23 protein-coding genes, 1 pseudogene and 1 other annotated feature are annotated in these 25,357 nt (G+C 52.8%); of the genes and pseudogenes, 16 read left to right on the top strand and 8 right to left on the bottom strand.

The genetic code is table 11. The features are described 5' to 3' along the window. A pseudogene (gene trpD, locus AC6I8T_RS11035) lies at positions 1 to 1,594 on the bottom strand (bifunctional anthranilate synthase glutamate amidotransferase component TrpG/anthranilate phosphoribosyltransferase TrpD). Continuing rightward, positions 1,594 to 3,156 carry an anthranilate synthase component 1 gene (locus tag AC6I8T_RS11030; RefSeq protein WP_208723518.1) on the bottom strand — a complete coding sequence of 521 codons (1,563 nt, stop codon included), beginning with the start codon at positions 3,154 to 3,156 and terminating at the stop codon, positions 1,594 to 1,596. Before AC6I8T_RS11030 ends, trpD begins: the two are co-directional and overlap by 1 nt. A gap of 23 nt (positions 3,157 to 3,179) precedes the next feature. Beyond that, positions 3,180 to 3,284, bottom strand: a sequence feature (Trp leader region). Between the two features lie 155 nt (positions 3,285 to 3,439). Here AC6I8T_RS11030 and rnm point away from each other — a divergent pair. Next, the gene (gene rnm / locus AC6I8T_RS11025; protein WP_302474890.1) at positions 3,440 to 4,324 is read left to right on the top strand and encodes an RNase RNM; all 885 of its coding nucleotides are present in this window, start codon (positions 3,440 to 3,442) and stop codon (positions 4,322 to 4,324) included. 12 nt (positions 4,325 to 4,336) lie between these two features. Then, positions 4,337 to 4,957 (top strand): L-threonylcarbamoyladenylate synthase, encoded by a 621-nt coding sequence (locus tag AC6I8T_RS11020; protein ID WP_021183086.1) that lies wholly within the window; start codon positions 4,337 to 4,339, stop codon positions 4,955 to 4,957. Here the strand turns inward: AC6I8T_RS11020 and AC6I8T_RS11015 are convergent, their stop codons facing one another. Further along, a complete protein-coding gene (locus AC6I8T_RS11015) occupies positions 4,958 to 5,614 on the bottom strand; it encodes a serine protease (protein WP_208723516.1) in 657 nt (218 codons plus the stop codon). Between the two features lie 809 nt (positions 5,615 to 6,423). On the opposite strand from AC6I8T_RS11015, the gene rluB reads away from it, so the two are divergent. After that, positions 6,424 to 7,296 (top strand): 23S rRNA pseudouridine(2605) synthase RluB, encoded by an 873-nt coding sequence (rluB, locus tag AC6I8T_RS11010; RefSeq protein WP_021183089.1) that lies wholly within the window; start codon positions 6,424 to 6,426, stop codon positions 7,294 to 7,296. A gap of 31 nt (positions 7,297 to 7,327) precedes the next feature. Here rluB and cobO read toward each other — a convergent pair whose 3' ends face one another. Both cobO and AC6I8T_RS11000 read right to left on the bottom strand, forming a co-directional pair. Further along, on the bottom strand, positions 7,328 to 7,918 hold the full coding sequence (cobO, locus tag AC6I8T_RS11005) for a cob(I)yrinic acid a,c-diamide adenosyltransferase (protein WP_208723515.1): 591 nt from the start codon (positions 7,916 to 7,918) through the stop codon (positions 7,328 to 7,330). After that, on the bottom strand, positions 7,915 to 8,679 hold the full coding sequence (locus AC6I8T_RS11000) for a YciK family oxidoreductase (protein ID WP_021183091.1): 765 nt from the start codon (positions 8,677 to 8,679) through the stop codon (positions 7,915 to 7,917). Before AC6I8T_RS11000 ends, cobO begins: the two co-directional genes overlap by 4 nt. Before the next feature lie 176 nt (positions 8,680 to 8,855). On the opposite strand from AC6I8T_RS11000, the gene sohB reads away from it, so the two are divergent. Then, entirely contained in the window at positions 8,856 to 9,902 is a 1,047-nt protein-coding gene (gene sohB, locus AC6I8T_RS10995) for a protease SohB (protein ID WP_208723513.1), read from the top strand. Positions 9,903 to 9,961: 59 nt separating this feature from the next. Here sohB and AC6I8T_RS10990 read toward each other — a convergent pair whose 3' ends face one another. After that, entirely contained in the window at positions 9,962 to 10,210 is a 249-nt protein-coding gene (locus AC6I8T_RS10990; RefSeq protein WP_021183093.1) for a DUF2498 family protein, read from the bottom strand. 370 nt (positions 10,211 to 10,580) lie between these two features. On the opposite strand from AC6I8T_RS10990, the gene topA reads away from it, so the two are divergent. The 5 genes from topA (at position 10,581) to acnA (ending at position 18,308) form a co-directional block, all read left to right on the top strand. After that, positions 10,581 to 13,181, top strand: a complete 2,601-nt coding sequence (topA, locus tag AC6I8T_RS10985) for a type I DNA topoisomerase (protein ID WP_021183094.1) — start codon at positions 10,581 to 10,583, stop codon at positions 13,179 to 13,181. A gap of 189 nt (positions 13,182 to 13,370) precedes the next feature. After that, entirely contained in the window at positions 13,371 to 14,345 is a 975-nt protein-coding gene (gene cysB / locus AC6I8T_RS10980) for an HTH-type transcriptional regulator CysB (RefSeq protein ID WP_021183095.1), read from the top strand. A 495-nt stretch (positions 14,346 to 14,840) separates the two neighbouring features. Next, positions 14,841 to 14,999, top strand: coding sequence for a YmiA family putative membrane protein (locus AC6I8T_RS10975; RefSeq protein WP_013509244.1), 159 nt, complete (start codon positions 14,841 to 14,843; stop codon positions 14,997 to 14,999). A gap of 3 nt (positions 15,000 to 15,002) precedes the next feature. Next, positions 15,003 to 15,182: a YciX family protein gene (locus tag AC6I8T_RS10970; protein WP_021183096.1), complete on the top strand. Its 180-nt coding sequence runs from the start codon at positions 15,003 to 15,005 to the stop codon at positions 15,180 to 15,182. 444 nt (positions 15,183 to 15,626) lie between these two features. Then, positions 15,627 to 18,308, top strand: a complete 2,682-nt coding sequence (gene acnA / locus AC6I8T_RS10965) for an aconitate hydratase AcnA (protein WP_497833821.1) — start codon at positions 15,627 to 15,629, stop codon at positions 18,306 to 18,308. A gap of 32 nt (positions 18,309 to 18,340) precedes the next feature. Here the strand turns inward: acnA and ribA are convergent, their stop codons facing one another. After that, positions 18,341 to 18,934, bottom strand: a complete 594-nt coding sequence (ribA, locus tag AC6I8T_RS10960; RefSeq protein WP_021183098.1) for a GTP cyclohydrolase II — start codon at positions 18,932 to 18,934, stop codon at positions 18,341 to 18,343. Positions 18,935 to 19,160: 226 nt separating this feature from the next. On the opposite strand from ribA, the gene pgpB reads away from it, so the two are divergent. The 5 genes from pgpB to yciH all read left to right on the top strand — a co-directional run bounded on the left by pgpB (position 19,161) and on the right by yciH (position 22,764). Beyond that, positions 19,161 to 19,925 carry a phosphatidylglycerophosphatase B gene (pgpB, locus tag AC6I8T_RS10955; protein ID WP_208723511.1) on the top strand — a complete coding sequence of 255 codons (765 nt, stop codon included), beginning with the start codon at positions 19,161 to 19,163 and terminating at the stop codon, positions 19,923 to 19,925. A 127-nt stretch (positions 19,926 to 20,052) separates the two neighbouring features. After that, complete coding sequence (locus tag AC6I8T_RS10950) at positions 20,053 to 20,358, top strand: LapA family protein (RefSeq protein WP_208723510.1); 306 nt, start codon at positions 20,053 to 20,055, stop codon at positions 20,356 to 20,358. 6 nt (positions 20,359 to 20,364) lie between these two features. Then, the gene (lapB, locus tag AC6I8T_RS10945; RefSeq protein WP_021183101.1) at positions 20,365 to 21,534 is read left to right on the top strand and encodes a lipopolysaccharide assembly protein LapB; all 1,170 of its coding nucleotides are present in this window, start codon (positions 20,365 to 20,367) and stop codon (positions 21,532 to 21,534) included. Between the two features lie 199 nt (positions 21,535 to 21,733). Next, positions 21,734 to 22,441: an orotidine-5'-phosphate decarboxylase gene (pyrF, locus tag AC6I8T_RS10940; RefSeq protein WP_021183102.1), complete on the top strand. Its 708-nt coding sequence runs from the start codon at positions 21,734 to 21,736 to the stop codon at positions 22,439 to 22,441. Continuing rightward, a complete protein-coding gene (yciH, locus tag AC6I8T_RS10935) occupies positions 22,441 to 22,764 on the top strand; it encodes a stress response translation initiation inhibitor YciH (protein WP_021183103.1) in 324 nt (107 codons plus the stop codon). The genes pyrF and yciH overlap by 1 nt, the downstream gene beginning before the upstream one ends. A gap of 73 nt (positions 22,765 to 22,837) precedes the next feature. Here the strand turns inward: yciH and osmB are convergent, their stop codons facing one another. Next, positions 22,838 to 23,053 (bottom strand): osmotically-inducible lipoprotein OsmB, encoded by a 216-nt coding sequence (osmB, locus tag AC6I8T_RS10930; protein ID WP_013509236.1) that lies wholly within the window; start codon positions 23,051 to 23,053, stop codon positions 22,838 to 22,840. Positions 23,054 to 23,402: 349 nt separating this feature from the next. Between osmB and araD the strand changes: the two genes are divergently transcribed. Both araD and kdgT read left to right on the top strand, forming a co-directional pair. Beyond that, positions 23,403 to 24,101, top strand: a complete 699-nt coding sequence (gene araD / locus AC6I8T_RS10925; RefSeq protein ID WP_208723509.1) for an L-ribulose-5-phosphate 4-epimerase — start codon at positions 23,403 to 23,405, stop codon at positions 24,099 to 24,101. 244 nt (positions 24,102 to 24,345) lie between these two features. Beyond that, positions 24,346 to 25,329 carry a 2-keto-3-deoxygluconate transporter gene (kdgT, locus tag AC6I8T_RS10920; RefSeq protein WP_208723508.1) on the top strand — a complete coding sequence of 328 codons (984 nt, stop codon included), beginning with the start codon at positions 24,346 to 24,348 and terminating at the stop codon, positions 25,327 to 25,329. The last annotated feature ends 28 nt before the right edge of the window (positions 25,330 to 25,357 follow it).

Below are 25,357 nucleotides of genomic sequence, written 5' to 3'. Positions count from 1 at the left end.
TCATCCTCTCGCTGCCAGTGCGACAACGCGTTCATAGGCCTGACCGCTGCGAATGGCGGTTATGGCGCGTTGTGCGTTGTCACGCAAATCTTCATTACCAAATACTTTCAGCAACATCGCCACGTTCACCGCAACGGCTTCCTCGTGCGCTTGCTGGCCTTTACCCTGGAGTAAACGCGTCAGAATGTCACGGTTTTCTTCCGGTGTACCGCCCGCCAGCGCTTCTTTGTCGTGGAAGCGGAAACCAAAGTCATCTGGCGTCAGCTGATAGCCGGTAATTTCGCCGTCACGCAGCTCCGCCACCTGGGTTGGGCTATGCAACGCCACTTCGTCCATTCCGCCACCGTGCACCACGGCGGCGCGCTGGTAGCCGAGCACTTTCAACGTCTGGGCAATCGGCAGCACCAGCTCCGGGCTGTACACGCCGATCACCGCCAGCGGTGGACGCGCCGGGTTAATCAACGGACCGAGTACGTTGAACAGGGTGCGGGTTTTCAGTTGCTGACGTACCGGCATCGCGTGACGGAAACCGCTGTGATATTGCGGCGCGAACAGGAAACAGACGTTCAGATCATCCAGCGCCTGGCGCGCTTGCTCTGGCGGCATGTCCAGATTGATGCCAAACGCCGCCAGCAGGTCGGACGAACCGGATTTGCTCGATACGCTGCGGTTGCCATGCTTGGCGACTTTCAGGCCACAGGTCGCCGCAACAAAGGCGCTGGCGGTGGAGATATTAATGCTGTTGCTGCCATCACCACCGGTGCCAACGATATCGGCAAAGGTGTAATCCGGGCGCGGGAAGGGTTTGGCATCTTCCAGCAGCGCTGACGCAGCACCGGCGATCTCTTCCGGGCGCTCGCCACGCACTTTCATGGCAATCAGCGCAGCCGCCAGTTGGGTCGGTTCCAGTTGGCCGGTAATAATGGCGCTAAACAGCTGATGGCTTTCTGCCTGAGTCAGCGTCTGGGCCTGATAAAGTTTTTCCAGAATAGCTTGCATCATTATCTCCCTATTACTTCGCCAGCGCCCAGGCCAGCGTCTGCTCTAACAAACGTGCGCCTTGGGTGGTCAGAATAGATTCAGGATGGAACTGGAAGCCGCATACGCGATCGGCATCGTGACGTACCGCCATCACCATGCCGTTGTAGCTGGCGTTCACCGTCAGCTCGGCTGGGGTATTGCTCCCCACCAGTGAGTGATAGCGCGCGACGGGCAGGGGATTGCTCAGACCGGCAAACATGCCAATCCCGTCATGGGTAATGGAGGACGCTTTACCATGCAGAATTTCACCGGCCTGACCTACCTGGCCGCCATAGGCTTCAACAATCGCCTGATGGCCGAGGCAGATACCGATAATCGGCAGGCGGCCACGCAGGGTGCGCAACAGTTCCGGCATACAACCGGCATCTTTCGGCGCGCCCGGTCCGGGAGACAGCATCAGCACCGGGTTTTCCATCTGCTGTAAGCGTTCAACCAACAGCTCCGCTGGCAGGTTATTACGGTAGATCACCACGTTGTGGCCGAAAGTCCGCAGCTGATCAACGAGGTTGTAAGTAAAGGAGTCGATATTATCGAGCAGCAGGATATCGGCCATCAGAAAATCTCCTTGCAGTGATGGGCGGTGGCAATCGCGCGCAGCACCGCGCGGGCTTTATTACGGCTTTCATCGGCTTCCGCCTGGGGCTGAGAATCCAACACGATACCGGCACCGGCTTGCACCGTGGCGACGCCATCTTCCACCCAGGCAGAACGAATGACGATACAAGTGTCGAGGTCGCCGTGCGCAGTGAAGTAACCGACCGCACCGCCATAGCTGCCGCGACGGGTGCCTTCGGCGTTGGCAATCAGTTGCATGGCGCGCACTTTAGGCGCGCCGCTCAGGGTGCCCATGTTCATCACCGCACGATAGGCATGCAGCACATCCAGGTCATGACGTAACGTACCCACCACGCGGGAAACCAGATGCATCACATAGGTGTAGCGGTCAACGCTGGTCAGATCGGCGACATAGCGGCTGCCCGGCACACAGATGCGTGCCAGATCGTTACGCGCCAGATCGACCAGCATCAGATGTTCGGCCAGCTCTTTATGGTCGGTACGCATTTCAAGCTCGATACGGCTGTCCAGATCGCGATCCAGCGAGCCATCGGCATGACGGCCACGCGGGCGTGTACCGGCGATTGGGTAGATTTCAATCTGACGACTGGTGGCATCGTATTTCAGCGAGCTTTCCGGCGAGGCACCGAACAGCGCGAAATCCTGGTCCTGCATAAAGAACATATACGGGCTGGGGTTGCTGTTTTTCAGCGTGTCATAGGCCGCCAGCGGTGACGGGCAAGGCAACGAGAAACGACGCGATGGCACCACCTGGAAGATCTCACCAATGCGAATGGCTTCCTGCATCTGGCTCACCACGTTGCAATAGACCTCATCGCTTTGGTTGGTGCTGAGGGCCATATGTTCTACGGTTTGCACCGGCAAGGCGGGTGCGGGCTGTGTCATCTGTCCACGCAACTGTTCGACACGACTTTGCAGACGCTGGAACTCGCTGGTGGAAGGGCAGAACAGGCTGGCCTGTAGGCGAGCACTGCGCGTCTGATGGTCAATCACCAGCAAGGTTTCTGCCAGATAGAAGCAGTAATCCGGGCAGCGCTGATCATTGCGAAGCTCAGGTAATTCTTCGAAACCGGCCACCAGGTCATAGGCGAATAATCCACCGAGGAACATCGCCTCACGCTCTTCCTCCGGGCTTTGCACCAGTTGCGGAATCAGACGTAACGCGTCAAACACCGACAACGCTTTCAGGCGCGAATCTTCATCCTGTAAATCCTGGGGTTGCGGGAAGTGCAGCTCACGGCCATCGGGACGTACAGCAATCTGCACCGCCTGCGGTAATGCTTCATCCAGCAGCGCCAGCAATGAGCGGCCATTCTCAGACAGTGCCTGAACAGTGACCACATTGCCGGTAGCGCTGATACGCAGGGCGCTATCCACGATTAACAGGCTTTTCAGGTTACGTTTGCTGTCGATATCGGCGGATTCAAGCAGCAGGGTTGCCGGACGTGCGCCGCATAATTGATGAAACACTGCGGCCGGATCTTCGCGATAGGGCGCGGTGCCGGTAATCAACTTCAATGTAGGTTTCGCATTTGGCATGATGAATTCTCTGAATTTAGCTCAAAAAAAAGCCCGCTCGGTGGCGGGCTCAGGTATCTGCACAGCGTTTACGCAAGTTGTGCACGACGACGTCGCCCGTGTTCGGGAACATCGCGCCACCAACCATTTGAATGCGTGTGAACAACAGCCATGATTAAATACCCGTTACGTGTGAACTTGTGTACTAGTTAACTGGTTCGGCTGAAAAAAGTCAATACCCTTTTTCAGTTAAGGGCAAAATCGGTATCATGCCTGCCGGTTTATGCAGTTGCTGGAGCTATCCTTGTCGGACATTCCCCGTTTTCCCCTTTACGATTTACACAGCCATACGCTGGCTTCTGACGGCGTGCTGACCCCTGCGGCGCTGGTGCAGCGTGCAGTGGAGATGCGTGTCGGCGTGCTCGCCATTACCGATCACGATACCGTTGCCGGGGTGGCGGAAGCGCAACAAACGGTAGCGCAGCAGAACTTGCCGCTTAAAGTGGTCGCCGGGCTGGAAGCCTCAACGTTATGGGAAAATCATGAAATCCATATTGTCGGATTGCATGTCGACTGCCAGCATCTGGCACTGACCCAATTCCTGGCGCAGCAACATCACTGCCGTGAGCAACGGGCGCTGCTGATCGCCGAACGGCTGGAGCGCGCACGAATTCCTGGTGCGCTGGACGGAGCGCAGCGTCTGGCACAGGGTGGGGTGATCACGCGCGGCCATTTTGCCCGCTATCTGGTTGAAATCGGGAAAGCGGATAACCTTGCCCAGGTGTTTAAGAACTACCTGGCGCGTGGGAAAACCGGTTATGTGCCTCCGCAATGGTGTACAATTAAACAAGCCATTGATGCAATTCATGATTCTGGTGGCTTTGCCGTGCTGGCACACCCCGGACGTTACGGTCTTTCCGGCAAATGGCTGAGACGACTGATCGCCCATTTCACGGATGCAGGTGGCGATGCAATGGAAGTGGCGCAATGCCAGCAGGCACCAAACGAACGTAGCCAGCTGGCAACGTATGCCCGCGAACATCAGCTGGCAGCGTCGCAGGGATCTGATTTTCACCAACCCTGTCCGTGGATCGAACTGGGTCGCAAGCTGTGGTTACCAGGCGGTGTGGAACCGATCTGGGAACGCTTTCCCGTGCTTGCGCCTGAGCTGAACCCCAGCGACAGGTGATATGAGGTTTTTATGAGTCAATTGTTCCATATTCATCCGGAAAATCCGCAACCGCGTCTGGTCAACCAGGCGGTTGACTATCTCAACAAAGGTGGGGTGATTGTCTATCCGACCGATTCCGGTTACGCGCTGGGCTGCCGTCTCGAAGAGAAAAATGCCATGGAGCGTATTTGCCGCATTCGTCAGCTGGATGGGCATCACAACTTTACCCTGATGTGCCGTGATTTATCGGAGCTTTCGACCTATTCACAGGTGGACAACTCGGCGTTTCGCATCATTAAAAACAACACGCCGGGAAGCTACACCTTTATTCTGAAAGCGACCAAAGAGGTGCCGCGTCGCCTGATGAACGACAAACGTAAGACCATTGGTCTGCGTGTGCCGTCGAACCCGGTGGCTCTGGCACTGCTGGAAGCGCTCAACGAACCGATGATGTCGACCTCGCTGATGCTGCCAGGCAACGATTTCACCGAATCCGATCCGGAAGAGATTCAGCACAGCATCGGCAAGCTGGTGGACCTGATCATCGATGGCGGCACGCTGGGACAGCAGCCGACCACGGTTATCGATCTCACCAGCGATGCTCCGGTCATCGTGCGTGAAGGGGTGGGCGATATTCGCCCGTTCCAGTAATTATGTGTGGTCAGGTGCGCTGTCGGGTGTCTGACCAATATTTCTCTCCAGCCAGCTCCTGAATTCACCGTACGGAATATACAGCGACACATCTTTCAACACTGCCTGACCGCTACGAATATTATCAATCCGGTGGCTATAGCCGACAATAACGCCGGCCATCGTCTGGTCTGCATTATAAACCGCGCCGCCCGACATTCCCTGTACAACACCGGCATTGGTTGCCATTGCGACACAAGGTTTTTTATTCCAGCGATTGTTAATTGCAGTGCGCGCTAAATTAACGCCACTTGATTCCACTGGCATGGCAGAAACAAAACTGTAACCGTACATCTTAATCGGTTCGCCAATGTTGCTTTTGCGGAATTTAACCAGGGTACTGGGATCGTTCTTGTGATAAATAATTGCCACATCACAATACGGATGATAAGCCTTCACACGCTGGACGGCAGTGGTTGCAACGTGCGCGGCGGTCAGGCTGTATTCTGGCGTTAAGGGAATGGTTGTGCCAAGGACACCTAAACCCAGTACAGTCGGGATGCCGGTCACGCTCATATCAACGTGTTGCAGCGCCGCACGGCTGTACTCAGTATGGCCCACGGAACAACCGCTCAGTGCCAGCGCGGCGAGCGCAGGCCAAAGCAGTGACGTTCTCATAATAGTCATCTTTATTCAGGCATGCCGGCAAAATCCCTGGTGAAGATTTTTGGCATGCAAGTTTAATTCGTACCTGAATGAATTAACGCAACAGCTCCCGCGCGCGCCGGTTTATAATATCAATGAAATTTCACAGTGCTCGTTAATGATTTGTTGGTAAATCGATAATAAAAAGTAAGGCTTAATTTTTTTATTTTTACGATGCACTGGATTTCAGGCTCAAATTTTACACAATTTTTAATTCAGAACAATTCAGAAATTTAACCTTTATCAAATAAATCGGAAAATATAGATATAATCCAATCCACGATATTATTTGGCTGAGGATTTACATTTAATGCGCTTACGAAACTTACTTAACCTTTTTGAGTGGAGTTTTATCCTGTTTTTACCTTAAGGCTTGGTCTTTGAAATGGCACTTTATCATAAGTACAGATAGCTCTGCTGCGATATGAGCCTTGAGTCTGGCTAATGTATCAGTTTGTTTAAGTGAGGTCGGTTTAAGCCAGGAAAGTCTTAAGCTAAAAAGACAAAAATTCAGAGGGTTGAGTCAAAGTCGCTGCGTAGCGCAGAATGTGATTTATTAGTCTGGCGAATGGATGGGATTTTTGACCCCAGGGTGATGGAAATCTGCGCGACCATTGTTATCGGCAGAAAAGTAAAAGGTTTTAACGCTGCTATGCTTAGTGTAAAATCGCGGGCCGCCTGAAGGTCTGGCGGTTAATCCGAATTCCGATATGGGAACTGGTAATCCCTGTATCTGTACCTTCTTACCACGACGCCTGGGAAGGCGACAACGAGGCTGCTCAATGAGCGAGAAATTACAGAAAGTGTTAGCGCGCGCCGGTCATGGCTCGCGCCGTGAAATCGAAACCATGATTTCAGCCGGACGCGTCAGCGTTGACGGCAAACTGGCGACGCTGGGCGATCGCATCGAAAGCGACAAATCCCTGAAAATCCGCATCGATGGGCATCTGGTGTCCATCGCTGAATCCACCACCGAAGTATGCCGGGTGTTAGCCTACTACAAACCTGAAGGCGAACTCTGTACGCGTAACGATCCGGAAGGTCGTCCGACGGTGTTTGATCGTCTGCCGCGCCTGCGCGGTTCCCGCTGGATTGCCGTTGGCCGTCTGGACGTGAACACCTGTGGCTTGCTGCTGTTCACCACCGACGGGGAACTGGCGAACCGCCTGATGCATCCCAGCCGTGAAGTCGAGCGTGAATATGCCGTGCGCGTGTTCGGTGAAGTGGGCGACGATAAAATTCGTCAACTGAGCAAGGGCGTGCAACTGGAAGACGGTCCTGCTGCGTTCAAAACCCTGCGTTTTGCAGGTGGTGAAGGGATCAACCAGTGGTACAACGTCACGCTGACCGAAGGACGTAACCGTGAAGTTCGTCGTTTATGGGAAGCGGTAGGCGTGCAGGTGAGCCGCCTGATGCGTGTGCGTTATGGTGATATCCAACTACCGAAGGGGCTGCCGCGCGGTGGCTGGATGGAGCTGGAATTACCGGCGGTGAACTATCTGCGTACCCTGGTGGGGATGCCGGAAGAGACGGTGACCAAAGTTGCGGTGGAGAAAGATCGCCGTCGTACCAAAGCCAACCAGATCCGCCGTGCGGTGAAGCGGCACAGCCAGGTGAGCAACTCACCACGCCGTAGCAGCAAACGCGGCGCCTGAGAATAAAAAGGACGCCAGCCCGGCGTCTTTTTTACCAGTCAATACCCTGCTGGGCCTGAATCCCGGCATCAAAGGCGTGTTTCACCGGACGCATTTCCGTCACGGTATCCGCCAGCTCGGTTAAGCTGCGATGGCAGCCGCGGCCGGTAATGATCACGCTCTGTCCCGCGGGCCGTTGCTGCAATGCGGCGACCAGTTCATCCAGATCCAGATAATCCATGCTAACCATGTAAGTGATCTCATCCAGAATCACTAAATCCAGTTGCGGATCCGCCAGCATACGTTTTGCATGTTGCCACACCTGCTGGCAAGCGGCGGTATCGGTCGCCCGGTTCTGGGTTTCCCAGGTAAAGCCGGTCGCCATCACCTGGAATTCCACTCCGTGCTGTTCCAGCAGATTACGCTCGCCGTTGGGCCATTCACCTTTAATGAACTGAATAGCAGCAACTTTTTTACCGTGACCACAAGCGCGCAGGGCTGTGCCAAACGCGGCGGTGGTCTTGCCTTTGCCATTGCCGGTAAACACCATCAGAATGCCGCGCACCTCATTCGCCGCTTTGATGCGTGCATCAACCTGTTCTTTCAAACGCTGCTGACGTTGTTGATGTCGTTGTTCACTCATGCGCTGGCCGGTCCGGGTTTGCGTCCTGGCTGAGCATCAAAACTGATGCCAGTCTTGCGGCGGCTGTCATCACCCATTAAATAAAGATACAACGGCATCAAATCCGCCGGGGTTTTCAGCAGGCTGGCATCTTCCTGCGGGAAGGCACTGGCGCGCATTTTGGTGCGGGTGCCGCCGGGATTGATGCAGTTCACCCGTAAATGGCGGTTTTTGTATTCATCTGCCAGCACCTGCATCATCCCCTCGGTGGCGAATTTCGATACCGCATACGCCCCCCAACCGGAGCGACCAACGCGACCGACGCTCGAGGTGGTAAAGATCAGCGATCCGGCATCGGATTTCAGCAGCAATGGCAGCAGGGCCTGAGTGAGGTAGAAGGTAGCATCAAGGTTAATCTGCATCACCTGACGCCAGATATGCGGCTCCAGCTCTGCCAGGGGGACAATCTCACCGAGGATGCCCGCGTTGTGCAGCACCCCGTCGAGGCGCGGCACTTGCTGCGCCAGTTGTTGCGCCAGTTGCTGGCAGCTCTCAGGCGTGGCATGGGCAAAATCCAGCAGCAGGGTGGATGCCGGTTTTTTTTGCAGCTGATTAATCGCCTGTTCAGTTTGCTGCAAGGTGTGCGGGTTGCGCCCCAGCAGGATCACCTGCGCGCCATAGCGCGCATAGGTTAACGCGGCTTCACGGCCAATACCGTCTGAAGCGCCGGTTACCAGGATAATACGGTTTTCAAGCAGATCGCTTTTCGGTTGATAATGCACAGCGATGTCCTTTGCACAGGTCAGAAGGTTTTTTGGCTTTATGCCTTAATTTGCGGGCTGGCGCAATCGCTCAACCGCGCTTTCTGTGCCGCCCGCGGGCAATTCAGGCGACGAATGCCACTAAAGCGGGTAAACTCGGGCTTTGTTTGTAATTCACTGTTTAATAAGGCGGCAGAATGGATTTACTCTCCAGTTATGGATTATTTCTGGCCAAGGCCGTCACCTTAGTGGTGACGATCGCAGCTATTGTTCTGATTGTGCTCAATGCGGCGATGCGGAAACGTCACAGCGGTGGTCAGCTGCGCTTAACCCATCTGGATGAAGACTACCGCCAGATGAAAGAAGATTTGCAGTTGGCGAAGATGAAACCGCAAGCGCAAAAAGTTTGGTTGAAGCAACATAAAAAAGAAGAGAAACAAAAAGCTAAACTCGCCAAACGACAGGCGAAAACAGGCGTGACGGAGACCGAAAAGCCGACGCTTTACGTGCTGGAATTTAAAGGCAGCATGGACGCCGGAGAAGTCAGTTCGTTGCGTGAAGAGATCTCCGCTGTGCTGGCGGTGGCAACGCCTGGCGATGAGGTGCTGCTGAAGCTGGAAAGCCCGGGCGGTGTGGTGCACGGCTACGGCCTGGCGGCTTCGCAGCTGCAACGTCTGCGCGATGCTGGCCTGACGCTGACGGCAGCGGTAGATAAGGTAGCGGCCAGCGGCGGTTATATGATGGCGTGCGTGGCCGATCGTATCGTTGCCGCACCTTTCTCAATCATCGGCTCAATCGGGGTAGTGGCGCAGATTCCTAATTTTAATCGCCTGCTAAAGCGAAACGATATTGATGTTGAACTGCATACCGCCGGGCAATATAAGCGCACCCTGACTTTGTTCGGTGAAAATACCGATGAAGGGCGTGACAAGTTTCGTGAAGACCTGAATGAAACTCATCTGCTGTTCAAAAATTTTGTCCATCAGATGCGCCCAGGGCTGGATGTGGAAAAAGTCGCTACGGGTGAACATTGGTACGGGCGCCAGGCGCTGGAACTGGGGCTGGTGGATGAGATTGGCACCAGCGATGCGCTGATTATCAATCAGATGGAACGCTTCACCGTGCTGGGTGTGCATTATGCGCGCAAACGTAAAATGATCGATCGTATGACCCATAGCGCCAGTCTTGCCGCAGAACGACTGATTCTGAAAATGTGGCAGCGTGGTAATAAGCCGCTGCTGTAAAGCACATACGTAGCGGCACGATTTATCGCGCTGCTACGTATCACAGCTGATAAGCCGTTTTATTCAAGGTGATACTGGGACGAGAAGGTGATAGCCAGGTATTTAAACACGTTAAATACCGCGGTGGTTTTGGCGGTCGGTAACTCGTCGTTATCGAGAAACAACGGGCCGCGAAACACCAGCACATCGCGTTGCTGGATGACATCAGTCGCTTCCATACCGGCAAAATAATCATCGTGTTCTTTGATCAGTTGATTGGCCTTTTCCAGTAACGCCTGGCGCGAAATGGATTCCGTAAATGCTGACATTATTCACTCCTTTTTTGACAGCCTCTTTTCTCCTTCTATATTACTTGCCAGTGAGCATAAGGTGCAAACCCGCGCGGGAGTGTTAAGTTGGCGCAAAATTAACCAGGATGCTAATTAAGTTGCGTAACGGATTTTATCAGGTAGAGTGTGGGCGATTCAGATTTCAGGGAGATCACACTGGGATGTGTGATATTGTCAGATGGAAAACTCGCTCCTAATCATAAAGTTGCATAAGTCGATGCAATCTGACCTGAGATTGTCCCGGTTGCCTTGAAAAGTGAAACAGTGGCAGCAATATTGAACCCATTGGGTTTTAGGGTCTTCAATCCTCTCCCGTTTATCAGGACGTTTCAATTAGGTAAAGGTACATATGGGTAAAGCACTCGTCATCGTTGAGTCCCCGGCAAAGGCCAAAACAATCAATAAATACCTCGGTAATGACTACGTGGTGAAATCCAGCGTCGGTCATATCCGTGATTTGCCGACCAGTGGTTCAACTGCCCGTAAAACTGCCGATGGGGAAAAAGCGAAACCGGCTGGCAAAAAGGTCAAAAAAGACGAAAAAGCCGCGCTGGTCAACCGTATGGGCGTGGATCCCTGGCATGGCTGGCAGGCAGATTATCAAATTCTGCCAGGCAAAGAGAAAGTGGTCTCTGAGCTAAAAAGCCTGGCTGCCGATGCTGACCATATCTATCTCGCAACCGACCTTGACCGCGAAGGGGAAGCCATTGCCTGGCACCTGCGGGAAGTGATCGGTGGTGATGACAAGCGTTTCAGCCGCGTGGTGTTTAACGAAATCACCAAAAATGCGATTCGTCAGGCGTTTGAGAAGCCTGGCGAACTGAATATCGAACGTGTTAATGCCCAACAGGCGCGCCGTTTTATGGACCGCGTGGTGGGTTATATGGTTTCTCCGCTGCTGTGGAAAAAAATCGCCCGAGGCCTCTCTGCCGGACGTGTGCAGTCGGTGGCAGTGCGCCTGGTGGTTGAGCGCGAACGTGAAATCAAAGCCTTCGTTCCGGAAGAATACTGGGAAGTTGATGCTGACCTGGTGACGCCGAAAGGTGATGCACTGGCTATGCAGGTGACTCATCAGGGTGACAAGGCGTTCCGTCCGGTTAACCGCGAGCAAACCTATGCCGCGGTGGCGTTGCTGCAAAAAGCGCGTTACGACGTACTGGACCGTGAAGACAAACCGACCAGCAGCAAACCTTCTGCGCCCTTTATCACTTCCACGTTGCAACAGGCGGCCAGCACGCGTCTCGGCTTCGGGGTGAAGAAAACCATGATGATGGCACAGCGTCTGTATGAAGCGGGCCACATTACTTATATGCGTACTGACTCCACCAACCTGAGTCAGGATGCCATTGCTATGGCACGCGGTTATATCGATAAAAACTTCGGTGCCAAATATCTGCCGGATGCGCCAAATACCTACGCCAGCAAAGATAACTCGCAGGAAGCGCACGAAGCGATTCGTCCTTCTGATGTGGCTGTGGCAGCAGACCAACTTAAAGATATGGAAACAGATGCGCAGAAACTGTATCAGCTGATTTGGCGTCAGTTTGTCGCCTGTCAGATGGTACCGGCGCAGTATGATTCCACCACCCTGACCGTTGGCGCAGGTGATTTCAAACTGAAAGCCAAAGGACGCACACTGCGTTTTGACGGCTGGACGCGCGTGATGCCCGCGCTGCGTAAAAATGATGAAGATTTGACGCTGCCACCGGTAAACGTGGGTGATGTGCTGGATCTCAAAGAAGTGCTGCCAAGCCAGCATTTCACCAAACCGCCAGCCCGTTTCAGCGAAGCTTCGCTGGTACGTGAACTGGAAAAACGCGGTATTGGTCGTCCTTCGACCTACGCTTCGATTATCTCGACCATCCAGGATCGTGGTTATGTGCGGGTAGAAAACCGCCGTTTCTATGCCGAGAAGATGGGTGAGATTGTGACCGATCGTCTGGAAGAAAACTTCCGCGAGCTGATGAACTACGATTTCACAGCCCATATGGAAGACAGCCTCGACCAGGTCGCGAATAATCAGGCTGAATGGAAGGGCGTGCTGGATTCGTTCTTTAGCGATTTTAGCCAGCAGCTGGACCAGGCGGAAAAAGAACCGGAAGAGGGCGGCATGCAGCCGAACCAGATGGTGCTGACATCTATCGATTGTCCAACCTGTGGACGTAAGATGGGGATTCGTACTGCCAGCACCGGCGTGTTCCTTGGCTGTTCAGGTTATGCCTTGCCGCCGAAAGAGCGTTGCAAGCAAACCATCAACCTGATCCCGGAAAATGAAGTACTCAACGTGCTGGAAGGTGACGACGCCGAAACCAACGCGTTGCGCGCCCGTCGTCGTTGCCAGAAATGCGGCACCGCGATGGACAGCTATCTGATTGATAATCAGCGCAAGTTGCACGTCTGCGGTAATAACCCGGAATGTGACGGCTACGAGATCGAGCAAGGTGAGTTCCGTATCAAAGGGTACGACGGCCCGATTGTTGAGTGTGAAAAATGTGGCTCGGAAATGCACCTGAAAATGGGGCGTTTTGGTAAGTACATGGCCTGTACCAACGACGAGTGTAAAAATACCCGTAAAATCCTGCGTAATGGTGAAGTGGCACCGCCGAAGGAAGATCCGGTCCCGTTGCCAGAACTGCCGTGTGAGAAGTCAGACGCTTATTTTGTGTTGCGTGACGGTGCTGCTGGCGTGTTCCTCGCAGCCAACACCTTCCCGAAATCACGCGAAACCCGTGCACCACTGGTGGAAGAGTTGCAGCGTTTCGCCGATCGCCTGCCTGAGAAACTGAAGTACCTGGCGGAAGCGCCGGCAGCCGATCCGGAAGGCAACAAAACCATGGTGCGTTTTAGCCGTAAAACGAAACAACAGTATGTTGCTTCGGAGAAAGAGGGCAAAGCGACCGGTTGGTCTGCCTTCTATATCGATGGCAGTTGGCAGGAAGCGAAGAAGTAATCCCCCCAAGGCCAGCGTCAGCTGGCCTTTTCACCATCCTTATAGCTAATCGTTCTACATTCTTTCTTTAACTGATATAGTGGTTATAGATTTTACGTTTCGCTGACACGCTTTCCCTGAAAACCTCGCTCAAGGCGAAAATACGCTCGCCGGGATTGCTCCTCTGTCGCCTACCGGGAAGATATAACTATGAAATTGCAGCAGTTGCGCTACATCGTTGAAGTGGTCAATCACAACCTCAATGTTTCTTCGACGGCAGAAGGCTTATATACGTCGCAGCCGGGCATCAGTAAGCAGGTCAGAATGCTGGAAGATGAGCTGGGGGTGCAGATTTTTGCCCGTAGCGGTAAGCACCTGACGCAGGTGACACCAGCCGGTGAGGAAATCATCCGCATTGCCCGTGAAGTGTTATCAAAAGTGGATGCCATCAAATCGGTGGCGGGTGAGCATACCTGGCCTGATAAAGGCTCTTTATACGTCGCCACCACCCATACCCAGGCACGTTATGCGCTTCCCGGTGTAATCAAAGGCTTTATTGAACGCTATCCTCGTGTTTCCCTGCATATGCACCAAGGCTCACCGACGCAAATTGCGGAAGCAGTTTCAAAAGGTAATGCTGACTTTGCCATCGCCACCGAAGCGCTGCATCTTTACGATGACCTGATTATGCTGCCTTGCTATCACTGGAATCGTGCGATTGTCGTGACGCCAGACCATCCGCTGGCAGGCAAAGCGCAGGTGACGATAGAGGAACTGGCGGAGTTTCCGTTGGTGACATATACCTTCGGCTTTACCGGGCGTTCTGAACTGGATACGGCGTTTAATCGTGCGGGGCTGACGCCGCGTATTGTGTTTACTGCAACCGATGCTGACGTCATTAAGACCTATGTCCGTCTGGGGCTGGGGGTTGGGGTGATTGCCAGCATGGCGGTAGATCCGGTTTCTGACCCTGATCTGGTACGCATTGAAGCATCAGAGATCTTTACCAATAGCACGACAAAAATTGGCTTCAGACGTAGCACTTTCCTGCGAAGCTATATGTATGATTTTATTCAACGTTTCGCACCGCATTTGACCCGCGATGTGGTGGATACTGCGGTGGCATTGCGCTCCAACGAAGATATCGAAGCGATGTTCCGTGATATCAAGTTACCCTTCAAATAGCCTGTAAACTCATTATGTTAACAGGGTGCCCATTGGGCACCCTTTGTTTTTTTTGCCGTTGCTTAGCGCCATTGGTAGCTCAAAAATTAGATTAATTTTATGTAAATGAAACATCGGTCACATGTTTTTTCATTGTTAGTTGTTAAATGCGAATTAGTACACATTTTTTACTTTACCGCTTTGCGTGATCCCAGGAATATTCCCATACTCCAGTTAAGAGTTGATGGCGAAGGGCTTTTTAGCTGCCTCGCTAATTTAAACTTGAATTTAGAATGGATCTAATTTTGATTTAACCCAAATTTACAAAGTTAGTTTTTAATTAATAGTTTGCTTAGTTATTAAATTTATCTCATCATTTTTCGGTGTTTTGATAAATAGCATTAATCGTTGTGCTCAATAAAAATAACTGGATTTTTGGACTTAAGGCGTTTAGGATTCGTCCTAAATCTTAATCGATGTTAACAATCGTTTTATTGAGAGTGATTATCAAAAACTATGGCTACGAGATTAACTGTACAACCGGACTTCCGGGCTAAAAGCACCAAGGTTGAGCGTTCAGGGAACATCCGTCGCAAAGCCTGGTTGACTGTCTTCGCTGCTTCAGCCTTGTTCTGGGTAGTGGTGGCATTAATGATTTGGCGTATGTGGGGTTAAGCCATGTGGGCAAATACACTCAGTCGTAAATCTCCGGTTTCTGCACGTCAGCCCAACACGCCTGCGTGTAAAGCGAAAGACGTTGCCAGCACAGAACAAGATGTAGCGATACCGGCATCCTGGGAACTGAGTGAAAAGCAGCGCGGTTTTATTGAATCATTCATGGATCCGAAGTCCAAATAACGCAGTCTGCGTTCAGTTCTTTATATAGACGAATAGTCCTTCTCTTTACCGGGTTATCCGGTGGGCAATTTGAACGCCCTTCCTATAACACTCAGCATATAAAAAATGGTGTCATCAGCTAAGGCTGAAGACCGTAGCCCTTTTTTACCCGGAATCCGGGAGGGAGTGACTTAATGAACTCAATGAATAGTACAATTACCCTGTCATGGTTCAGCGTATATGCCTTTTCATTCGCTGTTTGGGCTGCTGCCGTGTGGACGATGATGTAATTTAATAACTCAAATTATTTCTTTTTTTAAATGCCCTGGCCAATATCCAGGGCATTTTTGTTTTTGGATCAATGTGTCAATTCGTGTTGTTATCAAAACGTTAACGAAAATGTGGTCTATCTTTAAGCTAAACCTTGCGGTTACTGAGGTTAAGAGAAACCCATGAGGAGGAGCTATGTCGTTAACGTTGCGCGAGCAGAGCCGGGAGACGCTCGAAGTTGGTAACCATACTTATCACTACTACAGCCTGCAAAAAGCATCCCATCACGTTGGAACCCTTGAACGCCTGCCTAAATCCATGAAAGTCCTGCTGGAGAATCTGCTGCGCTGGCAGGATGGCGATTCTGTGACGGCGGAAGATATTCAGGCGCTGGCCGCATGGCAAAACGATGCGCACGCCGACCGTGAAATTGCCTATCGTCCGGCGCGCGTGCTGATGCAGGATTTTACCGGCGTTCCCGCGGTGGTTGACCTGGCGGCAATGCGCGAGGCGGTGAAACGCCTTGGCGGCGATGTCGCCAGAGTAAATCCGCTCTCTCCGGTTGACCTGGTGATTGACCATTCTGTCACCGTTGACCATTTTGGTGACGATGAGGCATTTGAAGAGAACGTGCGGTTGGAGATGGAGCGCAACCATGAACGTTATGTCTTTCTGCGCTGGGGGCAAAAAGCTTTCAATCGTTTTCGCGTGGTGCCGCCAGGCACCGGCATTTGTCACCAGGTAAATCTGGAATATCTCGGCCAGGCGGTCTGGCATGAAAGCCAGGATGGCAACGAGGTAGCGTATCCCGATACCCTGGTTGGCACCGATTCCCACACTACGATGATCAATGCGCTCGGTGTATTGGGGTGGGGGGTTGGCGGTATTGAAGCTGAGGCAGCAATGCTCGGCCAGCCGGTATCGATGCTGATTCCCGACGTGGTCGGTTTTAAACTGACCGGCAAACTGCGGCCAGGGATCACGGCGACCGATCTGGTATTGACCGTCACGCAGATGCTGCGTAAGCACGGCGTTGTAGGCAAGTTCGTTGAATTCTATGGCGATGGTCTGGCGGATCTGCCGTTGGCTGATCGTGCAACTATCGCCAATATGTCTCCCGAATATGGTGCCACCTGCGGCTTTTTCCCGATAGATGACATTACTCTTAGCTACATGACGCTGACAGGACGTGACAGCGAGCAGATTAAATTGGTTGAAGCCTATGCCAAAGCACAAGGTATGTGGCGTAATCCAGGTGATGAACCGATCTTCACCAGCACGCTGGCGCTGGATATGAACGAGGTTGAATCCAGCCTCGCCGGTCCGAAACGTCCACAGGACCGCGTCTCTCTGGCGGATGTCCCTGCGGCCTTCGCGGCGAGTAATGAACTGGAGGTGAACCAGGCACAGAAACCGCATAAAAGTGTCAGCTATCGTGACAGTGAGACGGGGGATAGCCATCAACTGGATGATGGGGCGGTAGTGATCGCGGCGATTACCTCCTGCACCAACACCTCGAATCCCAGTGTGCTGATGGCTGCGGGACTGTTGGCGAAAAAAGCGGTGGAAAAGGGATTGATGCGTAAGCCGTGGGTCAAAGCGTCACTGGCCCCCGGCTCTAAAGTGGTGTCCGATTATTTGGCCGTGGCGCAACTTACGCCCTATCTGGATGAGCTGGGTTTTAATCTGGTGGGTTATGGATGCACCACATGCATTGGTAACTCCGGGCCATTACCAGACAGCATTGAGAGCGCCATTAAAGAGGGTGACCTGACTGTCGGCGCGGTGCTCTCGGGTAACCGAAATTTTGAAGGTCGTATCCATCCCCTGGTGAAAACCAACTGGCTGGCGTCGCCACCGCTGGTGGTGGCCTATGCGCTGGCGGGCAACATGAAACTCAATCTGCAAAACGATCCCATCGGTCAGGATCAGCGCGGGAAGGATGTTTATCTGAAAGAAATCTGGCCGTCGCCGGAAGAAATTGCCGAGTATGTGCAAAAAGTCACCAGCGATATGTTCCACAAAGAGTATGCCGAAGTGTTTGATGGCACCCCGGAATGGCAGCAGATTAAAGTCAGTGAAGCGGCCACCTATGACTGGGATGAAGATTCAACCTATATCCGACTTTCTCCGTTCTTTGACGATATGGAAAAAACACCGAAACCGGTGCAGGACATCAAAGGAGCACGCATTCTGGCGATGCTGGGAGACTCCGTCACCACCGACCATATCTCCCCGGCGGGAAGTATCAAGGCAGAAAGCCCGGCAGGGCGTTATCTGCTGGCGCACGGTGTGGAACGTACGGACTTCAACTCATATGGATCAAGACGCGGCAACCATGAGGTGATGATGCGCGGTACCTTTGCCAATATCCGTATTCGCAATGAGATGGTGCCGGGCGTGGAGGGGGGTTACACCAAACATTTCCCCAGTAATGAGCAATTGGCGATCTACGATGCAGCCATGAAGTATCAGTCCGAGGGGGTTCCGCTCGCGGTGATTGCCGGGAAAGAATATGGATCGGGATCCAGTCGTGACTGGGCAGCCAAGGGGCCACGATTGCAGGGGGTACGTGTGGTGATTGCCGAGTCATTTGAACGTATCCACCGTTCCAATCTGATTGGTATGGGGATTCTGCCGCTGGAGTTCCCACAGGGCGTTACGCGTAAAACGCTCAACTTAACCGGAGAGGAACACATTGATGTGGCGAACCTGAATCAGCTCAAGCCTGGCGGTACAGTTAAGGTGACGCTGACGCGCATGGATGGTGCTACAGAGACGCTGGAGACACGTTGTCGCATCGATACCGGCAATGAACTGACCTATTACCAGAATGACGGCATTCTGCACTACGTGATCCGTAATATGCTGAACTAAGAAAAAAGCCGGGATAATTTCCCGGCTTTGTTTTATTGCTTCGGCAGCAAATGGCCCATTTTTTCAGCTTTGGTATCGAGATAATGCGCGTTCTTCGGGTTACGCCCGACAATCAGCGGGACGCGCTCAACGATGTTGATGCCAGCTTCGCTGAGAATTTCCACTTTACGTGGGTTATTGGTCAGTAAACGCACTTCGTTGACACCCAGCAGTTTGAACATATCTGCACACAGGGTGAAATCACGCTCATCGGCGGCAAAACCTAACTGATGGTTGGCTTCTACCGTATCGTAGCCTTTGTCCTGCAAGGCGTAGGCGCGAATTTTGTTTAGCAGGCCGATATTACGACCTTCCTGACGATGATAAAGCAGGATACCACGTCCTTCTTCAGCGATAGCGGTCAGCGCGGCTTCCAGCTGAAATCCGCAATCGCAACGCAGGCTGAACAGTGCGTCACCGGTCAGGCATTCGGAGTGGACGCGTGCCAGCACCGGATTGTGGTCGCTAACATCACCGTAGACCAGCGCGACATGGTCGTGACCGGTTGCCAGTTCTTCAAAACCAACCATGAGGAAATCTCCCCAGGGCGTGGGCAGTTTGGCTTCTGCTACCCGTTTAAGCTGCATGTGACTCTCCAGAACCTTCAGAGGATGCGCTATCATCATGATAACGCACGGGCCTGATTGGCCCGAAAACTGACAATATTGTGCCACAACCTGGGTGCAGGCAGTTAATCAGTCAGAGTTATTGTAGTGATAAAGCACAATTATCCAAGCTGCAACGGTTATGTTATTCTTTTTTCAGCTAAAGTTATGCCTGACATAGTGTTTTGCGCGGTTTTAAGGACGATGGATGTTAAAGATTATACAACGCACCACCCTTGGCACGCTTCTGTTGCTGATTATGCCGCTGAGCGTCTGGCTTTCTGGCTGGCAGTGGCAACCAGGAGAAAATGGTGCGCTGTTAAAGCTATTATTCTGGATGACTGAAACGGTCACCAGCCCGTGGGGAATCCTCACCAGCCTGATCCTCAGTGCCTGGGTACTCTGGTGCCTGCGTTTCCGGCTCAAGCCTGCCATCCTGCTGCTTGTCATCATGAATGGCGCGATTCTGGTCGGTCAGTACACCAAATCCTTCATCAAAGATCAGGTCCAGGAACCTCGACCTTATGTGGTGTGGCTGGAAAAAAGTCATGGCGTCAATGAAAGCGCATTCTATGAATTGAAGCGTAAACAGCGCGGCAAGTTGGTAGAGCAACTGGTGGCGGATGATACGCAACTACCAGGATGGTTAAAAAAGCATTGGGCTTTTGAAACCGGCTTCGCTTTTCCTTCCGGCCATACGATGTTTGCAGCCAGTTGGGCGTTGCTGGTTATAGGTCTGCTCTGGCCCCGTCGCCATACCCTGACAATTGTGGTGTTATTTTTCTGGGCCACGTTGGTGATGGGAAGCCGCCTGATGCTAGGGATGCATTGGCCACGCGATTTGGTGATGGCGACACTGATCTCCTGGTTGCTGGTCACGGTGGCGACCTGGTTAGCACAACGTTTTTGCGGGCCGTTGACGGTGCCGCCAGCAGAGGCAAAAGAGATTGCACAGCGTGAAGACGGATTGTAATTTTTGCATCCGGCCCCATATTATTGATTGCACTTGCCTAAATCAGGCGGTTTGATGCGCTGATAAGCAGCATCGGCGCGGTTTTTTTGGCATACTCCTACTGGATAACCTCACGACAGGATGCATTGTGAAATATTTGCTGATTTTTCTCGTGGTATTGGTCATTTTCATCATCTCCGTGACGCTCGGGGCACATAACGACCAAATCATCACTTTTAACTATCTGCTGGCGCAGGGCGAATTTCGTATTTCCACATTGCTGGCTGTTCTGTTTGGTGCGGGATTCTTGCTGGGATGGGCGATCTGTGGCCTGTTCTGGTTGCGTTTACGGGTATCGCTGGCACACGCGCAGCGTAAACTGAAACGTATGCAGGCACAGAATGAACAATCGACGGCGGTGACAACGTCGCCTTCTGCCGGTCGTCGGGATTAAGCTTAGATGCTTGAATTGCTGTTTCTGCTTCTTCCTGTGGCTGCGGCGTATGGTTGGTATATGGGCCGACGCAGTGCGCAACAGGATAAGCAACAGGAAGCCAATCGCCTGTCGCGTGAATACGTTGCGGGGGTTAACTTCCTGCTGTCCAATCAGCAGGACAAAGCCGTTGATCTCTTCCTCGACATGTTGAAAGAAGACAGCGGCACGGTCGAAGCCCATCTCACCCTGGGTAACCTGTTCCGTTCACGCGGCGAAGTTGACCGCGCCATCCGCATTCACCAATCCCTGATGGAAAGTGCATCGCTCAGTTATGACCAGCGTCTGCTGGCGGTGCAACAACTTGGCCGCGATTATATGGCGGCTGGTTTGTATGACCGCGCAGAAGATATGTTTAGCCAGCTGGTGGATGAGACGGATTTTCGTATCGGTGCGTTGCAGCAACTGCTGCTGATCCACCAGGCAACCAGTGACTGGCAGCAGGCCATTGAAGTGGCAGAAAAACTGGTCAAGCTGGGAAAGGACAAGCAGAAAGGCGAAATTGCCCATTTCTACTGCGAACTCGCTTTGCAGGCACTCAGCAGTGACGATCTTGAACGGGCCATGACGCTGCTGAAAAAAGGTGAGGCGGCGGATCGTCAAAGTGCGCGCGTGTCGATAATGACCGGCCGCATTTTTATGGAGCAGGGCGAATACGCAAAAGCGGTCGAACGTTTACAACGGGTGCTGGAACAGGATAAAGAGTTGGTCAGTGAAGCCTTGCCAATGCTCGAAACGTGTTATCAGCGCCTGGATCAGCCCGAACAATGGGCGCAATTCCTGCAACGTTGCGTGGATGAGAATACCGGAGCGGTCGCTGAACTCTATCTCGCCGATATCCTTGAACAACAACAAGGCCCGGAAGCGGCGCAACTCTATATTAATCGCCAGTTGCAACGTCATCCGACGATGCGGGTTTTCCATCGTTTAATGGATTTTCACCTGCATGAAGCTGAAGATGGTCGGGCAAAAGAGAGTCTGATGGTGTTACGCGATATGGTGGGGGAGCAAATCCGCACCAAGCCGCGCTATCGCTGCCAGAAATGTGGTTTCACTGCGCATGCGTTGTACTGGCATTGTCCTTCCTGCCGCACCTGGTCTTCGGTGAAACCGATTCGTGGACTTGACGGCCAATAACGGCCGTCTTTTCTAAAAAAGTCATTTTATAGTTACAACATACTAGAAATTTAAACTATTTATTCATTCCAGCATCGTGCAGGGTTCGGTCAAACAGGTTACAAATCCTGGCACCGTGATTGTCGTCATCAGGTCGCGCAGGTAGAATGCTTGCCGTTTGTCTAACGCGCCTGCGGGTGCCTGTAACTGAGGAAACGTTATGCCTGTTACCACTTCACCTATTCTGGTGGCACTCGACTATCATAATCTCGACAGCGCACTGCAATTTGTCGATCGCATCGACCCGAGCCAATGCCGCCTGAAAGTGGGCAAAGAGATGTTCACGTTGTTTGGGCCAACGCTGGTGAAAACGTTGCAGGATCGTGGTTTCGAAATCTTCCTCGATCTGAAATTCCACGATATCCCGAACACCACGGCGCATGCGGTTGCGGCGGCAGCAGACCTTGGCGTATGGATGGTTAACGTACACGCCAGTGGTGGGGCACGCATGATGAACGCAGCGCGTGAGGCGCTGGTGTCGTACGGTAAAGATGCGCCGTTGCTGATTGCGGTCACCGTACTCACCAGCATGGATGAAGAGGATCTGAAAGGGCTTGGTATTACCTTGTCTCCTGCGGCACAGGCCGAACGTCTGGCATGCCTGACGCGTGACTGTGGCCTTGACGGCGTGGTGTGCTCCGCACAGGAAGCGGCACATTTCAAACAGGTGATTGGCAAAGACTTTAAGCTGGTGACACCAGGAATTCGTCCGGCAGGCAGTGACGCGGGTGATCAGCGTCGTATCATGACGCCACAGCAGGCGCAGCAGGCAGGGGTGGATTATATGGTAATTGGGCGTCCGATCACCCAATCTGCCGATCCTGCCGCCACCCTGCAACAGATTCTGCAAAGTTTACAGGAGGGCTAATGGCTCAGGACAATCCGCTGGTTTACTCCACCGAAACCGGCCGCATTACGCCAACCGAAGAGAAAGCTGTACGCCCGAAAGGCGATGGCATCGTACGTATTCAACGTCAGACCAGTGGTCGTAAAGGTAAAGGTGTTTGCCTGATCACCGGTGTCGATCTCGATGATGACGCGCTGACCAAACTGGCCGCCGAACTGAAGAAAAAATGCGGTTGCGGTGGGGCGGTGAAAGACGGCGTGATTGAGATTCAGGGCGATAAGCGCGACCTGTTGAAATCGCTGCTTGAAGCTAAAGGCATGAAGGTCAAACTGGCTGGCGGTTGAAATGACCAGGCCACTCGGTGAGTGGCCTGTTTATGTAGATGCGCTGCGTAAGCCTTTTGTTATGTAGTCGGAATTAATGAACCTGATGGCCGATAATGCCACCAACAGCAGCACCACCAATGGTGCCCAATGCGCTTCCGTTAGTCAGAATAGAACCGCCAATTGCACCCGCACCCGCACCAATCGCGGTATTGCGGTCACGCTTGGACCAGTTTGAACAACCGCTCAGGGCAATAACCAGGGTGGTAGCCAGCACGGCGGCGGTCAGACGTTTCATTGTTGTTGTCATAAACTTCTCCTTGATTGTACATACAGGGACAACCTTTTAAGTATAGGTGTTGTTTCCTGCAATCGTTTCACCCTGTGGTTTCATAACGGTTCTCATCCCTGAGCCTGCAATCCGCAGCCCGCATGCAAAAACAGCGTGATAGCCGCATCACCGGGCAATAAAATCGTCCCGTGGTTGGCTGGAGACAGTCTAATCATTACGGGATTTTTCCGAAGATGGAAAACTCCGAATTCACGCCACATTTTTACGCCCTCAGCCACTTTCAGCAGCTTTTACAGCGATTCCTTCCATAACGCTTTTGCGCCAGGCTTTGCACAATTTCTCCATCACATCTAACGGGAGAAAAAACATGCTGGAAGCGCTGAAACAACAGGTGCTGGAAGCCAATCTGGATCTGCCACGTTATAACCTGGTGACCTTTACCTGGGGCAATGTCAGTGCCCTCGATCGTGAAAGCGGTCTGCTGGTGATCAAACCTTCCGGGGTGAAGTACGTTGATATGAAACGTGACGATATGGTGGTGGTGGAGCTGGAAAGCGGGAAAGTGGTGGAGGGTAAGATGCGCCCCTCATCTGACACTGCCACCCATCGCGCGCTTTACCTCGCCTGGCCGGATATTGGCGGCATAGTCCATACCCATTCACGTCATGCTGCCATCTGGGCGCAGGCAGGGCGGGATATTCTCGCCTGGGGCACCACTCATGCGGATGATTTTTACGGCACCATTCCTTGCACACGGGCTATGCAGCGTGAAGAAATCGAGCAGGAATATGAGTGGAATACCGGACAGGTGATTATCGAAACCTTCGCTAAGCGCGAAATATCGCCCACCGCGATTCCCGCGGTGCTGGTGAATTCGCATGGCCCTTTTGCCTGGGGGAAAGATGCGGATGCGGCAGTGCACAGCGCGGTGGTGCTGGAGGAGGTCGCATATATGGCGTTGCATACCGAGCAACTACACCAGGCACTCCCACCGATTTCGCAAACGTTGCTTGATCTGCATTACCTGCGCAAACACGGCAAAAACGCCTGGTATGGGCAGAAGTGATAAACAGGCGCGCTTGATCGCGCAGCTCTTTCAGGCGCCATCTGGCGCCTTTTTTGTTGCCTTCAACCAACTGGTATGGCGACGCTGATCAAAAAATAAAATGATAATCCAATAAAAATAAAACAACGTTTCATAAATATATTTGCGATCACTTTTTTGCCTGTGGTGAGCCGGTATCTTGCCCGTAATGCCTGACGGCAACAAATAACGCACCTCCCTCTGGCTTAGTACAGGTGATACTCAAATGCATATTAAACGTGCAATCGATAAAATTCCTGGCGGTATGATGTTGATCCCGCTGTTTCTCGGCGCGCTTTGCCATACCTTTTCCCCTGGCGCGGGCAAATATTTTGGTTCCTTTACCAATGGATTAATGACCGGCACCGTGCCAATTCTGGCGGTGTGGTTCTTCTGTATGGGGGCATCGATCAAACTCAGTGCCACCGGTACCGTGCTGCGTAAATCCGGCACCCTGGTATTAACGAAAATCGCCGTTGCCTGGGTGGTTGCTGCGATTGCCTCGCGCGTCATGCCTGAAAATGGCGTTGAAGTGGGCATGTTCGCCGGTCTTTCCACCCTGGCGCTGGTGGCGGCGATGGATATGACCAATGGTGGCCTGTACGCGTCAATCATGCAGCAATATGGTTCGAAAGAGGAGGCGGGCGCGTTTGTGCTGATGTCGCTCGAATCAGGACCACTGATGACTATGGTTATTCTGGGCACCGCAGGTATCGCCTCATTTGAACCTCACGTCTTCGTGGGTGCAGTTCTGCCATTCCTGGTTGGCTTCGCCCTGGGCAACCTTGACCCTGAATTACGTGAGTTTTTCGGTAAGGCGGTGCACACCCTGATTCCGTTCTTTGCCTTTGCCCTCGGCAACACCATTGATTTAGCGGTAATTGCCCAAACCGGTTTGCTCGGTATTTTGCTTGGCGTTACGGTCATCATCATCACCGGCATTCCGTTAATCCTGGCGGATCGCTTGATTGGTGGCGGCGATGGTACGGCGGGTATTGCTGCCTCCAGCACCGCTGGTGCAGCGGTAGCGACACCGGTGTTGATTGCCGAAATGCTGCCGCAGTTTAAACCGGTTGCGCCTGCCGCCACCGCTTTAGTGGCCACATCAGTAATTGTCACTTCAGTATTGGTGCCGATCATTACGGCGCTTTATTCACGCCGCGTTAAGCGTTTTCATGCTGCGGTGGGCCAACGCGCCGCTATTAAGTAAGCCCGCTAATCTTTCCCCGACCCCTGTG

It is taken from the genome of Pantoea sp. X-Soil-OKNW-556 (assembly GCF_059730695.1).
This window is presented reverse-complemented; position numbering and strand designations above follow the sequence as displayed.

Coding starts and splice junctions, on each gene's coding strand:
- AC6I8T_RS11015 (WP_208723516.1), bottom strand. CDS start 5,614: ATGAGAACGTCACTGCTTTGGCCTGCGCTCGCCGCGCTGGCACTGAGC.
- AC6I8T_RS11030 (WP_208723518.1), bottom strand. CDS start 3,156: ATGCCAAATGCGAAACCTACATTGAAGTTGATTACCGGCACCGCGCCC.
- AC6I8T_RS10970 (WP_021183096.1), top strand. CDS start 15,003: ATGTGGGCAAATACACTCAGTCGTAAATCTCCGGTTTCTGCACGTCAG.
- AC6I8T_RS10975 (WP_013509244.1), top strand. CDS start 14,841: ATGGCTACGAGATTAACTGTACAACCGGACTTCCGGGCTAAAAGCACC.
- osmB (WP_013509236.1), bottom strand. CDS start 23,053: ATGACAACAACAATGAAACGTCTGACCGCCGCCGTGCTGGCTACCACC.
- AC6I8T_RS11020 (WP_021183086.1), top strand. CDS start 4,337: ATGAGTCAATTGTTCCATATTCATCCGGAAAATCCGCAACCGCGTCTG.
- acnA (WP_497833821.1), top strand. CDS start 15,627: ATGTCGTTAACGTTGCGCGAGCAGAGCCGGGAGACGCTCGAAGTTGGT.
- cysB (WP_021183095.1), top strand. CDS start 13,371: ATGAAATTGCAGCAGTTGCGCTACATCGTTGAAGTGGTCAATCACAAC.
- pyrF (WP_021183102.1), top strand. CDS start 21,734: ATGCCTGTTACCACTTCACCTATTCTGGTGGCACTCGACTATCATAAT.
- pgpB (WP_208723511.1), top strand. CDS start 19,161: ATGTTAAAGATTATACAACGCACCACCCTTGGCACGCTTCTGTTGCTG.
- araD (WP_208723509.1), top strand. CDS start 23,403: ATGCTGGAAGCGCTGAAACAACAGGTGCTGGAAGCCAATCTGGATCTG.
- ribA (WP_021183098.1), bottom strand. CDS start 18,934: ATGCAGCTTAAACGGGTAGCAGAAGCCAAACTGCCCACGCCCTGGGGA.
- AC6I8T_RS10990 (WP_021183093.1), bottom strand. CDS start 10,210: ATGTCAGCATTTACGGAATCCATTTCGCGCCAGGCGTTACTGGAAAAG.
- topA (WP_021183094.1), top strand. CDS start 10,581: ATGGGTAAAGCACTCGTCATCGTTGAGTCCCCGGCAAAGGCCAAAACA.
- yciH (WP_021183103.1), top strand. CDS start 22,441: ATGGCTCAGGACAATCCGCTGGTTTACTCCACCGAAACCGGCCGCATT.
- kdgT (WP_208723508.1), top strand. CDS start 24,346: ATGCATATTAAACGTGCAATCGATAAAATTCCTGGCGGTATGATGTTG.
- lapB (WP_021183101.1), top strand. CDS start 20,365: ATGCTTGAATTGCTGTTTCTGCTTCTTCCTGTGGCTGCGGCGTATGGT.
- sohB (WP_208723513.1), top strand. CDS start 8,856: ATGGATTTACTCTCCAGTTATGGATTATTTCTGGCCAAGGCCGTCACC.
- cobO (WP_208723515.1), bottom strand. CDS start 7,918: ATGAGTGAACAACGACATCAACAACGTCAGCAGCGTTTGAAAGAACAG.
- rluB (WP_021183089.1), top strand. CDS start 6,424: ATGAGCGAGAAATTACAGAAAGTGTTAGCGCGCGCCGGTCATGGCTCG.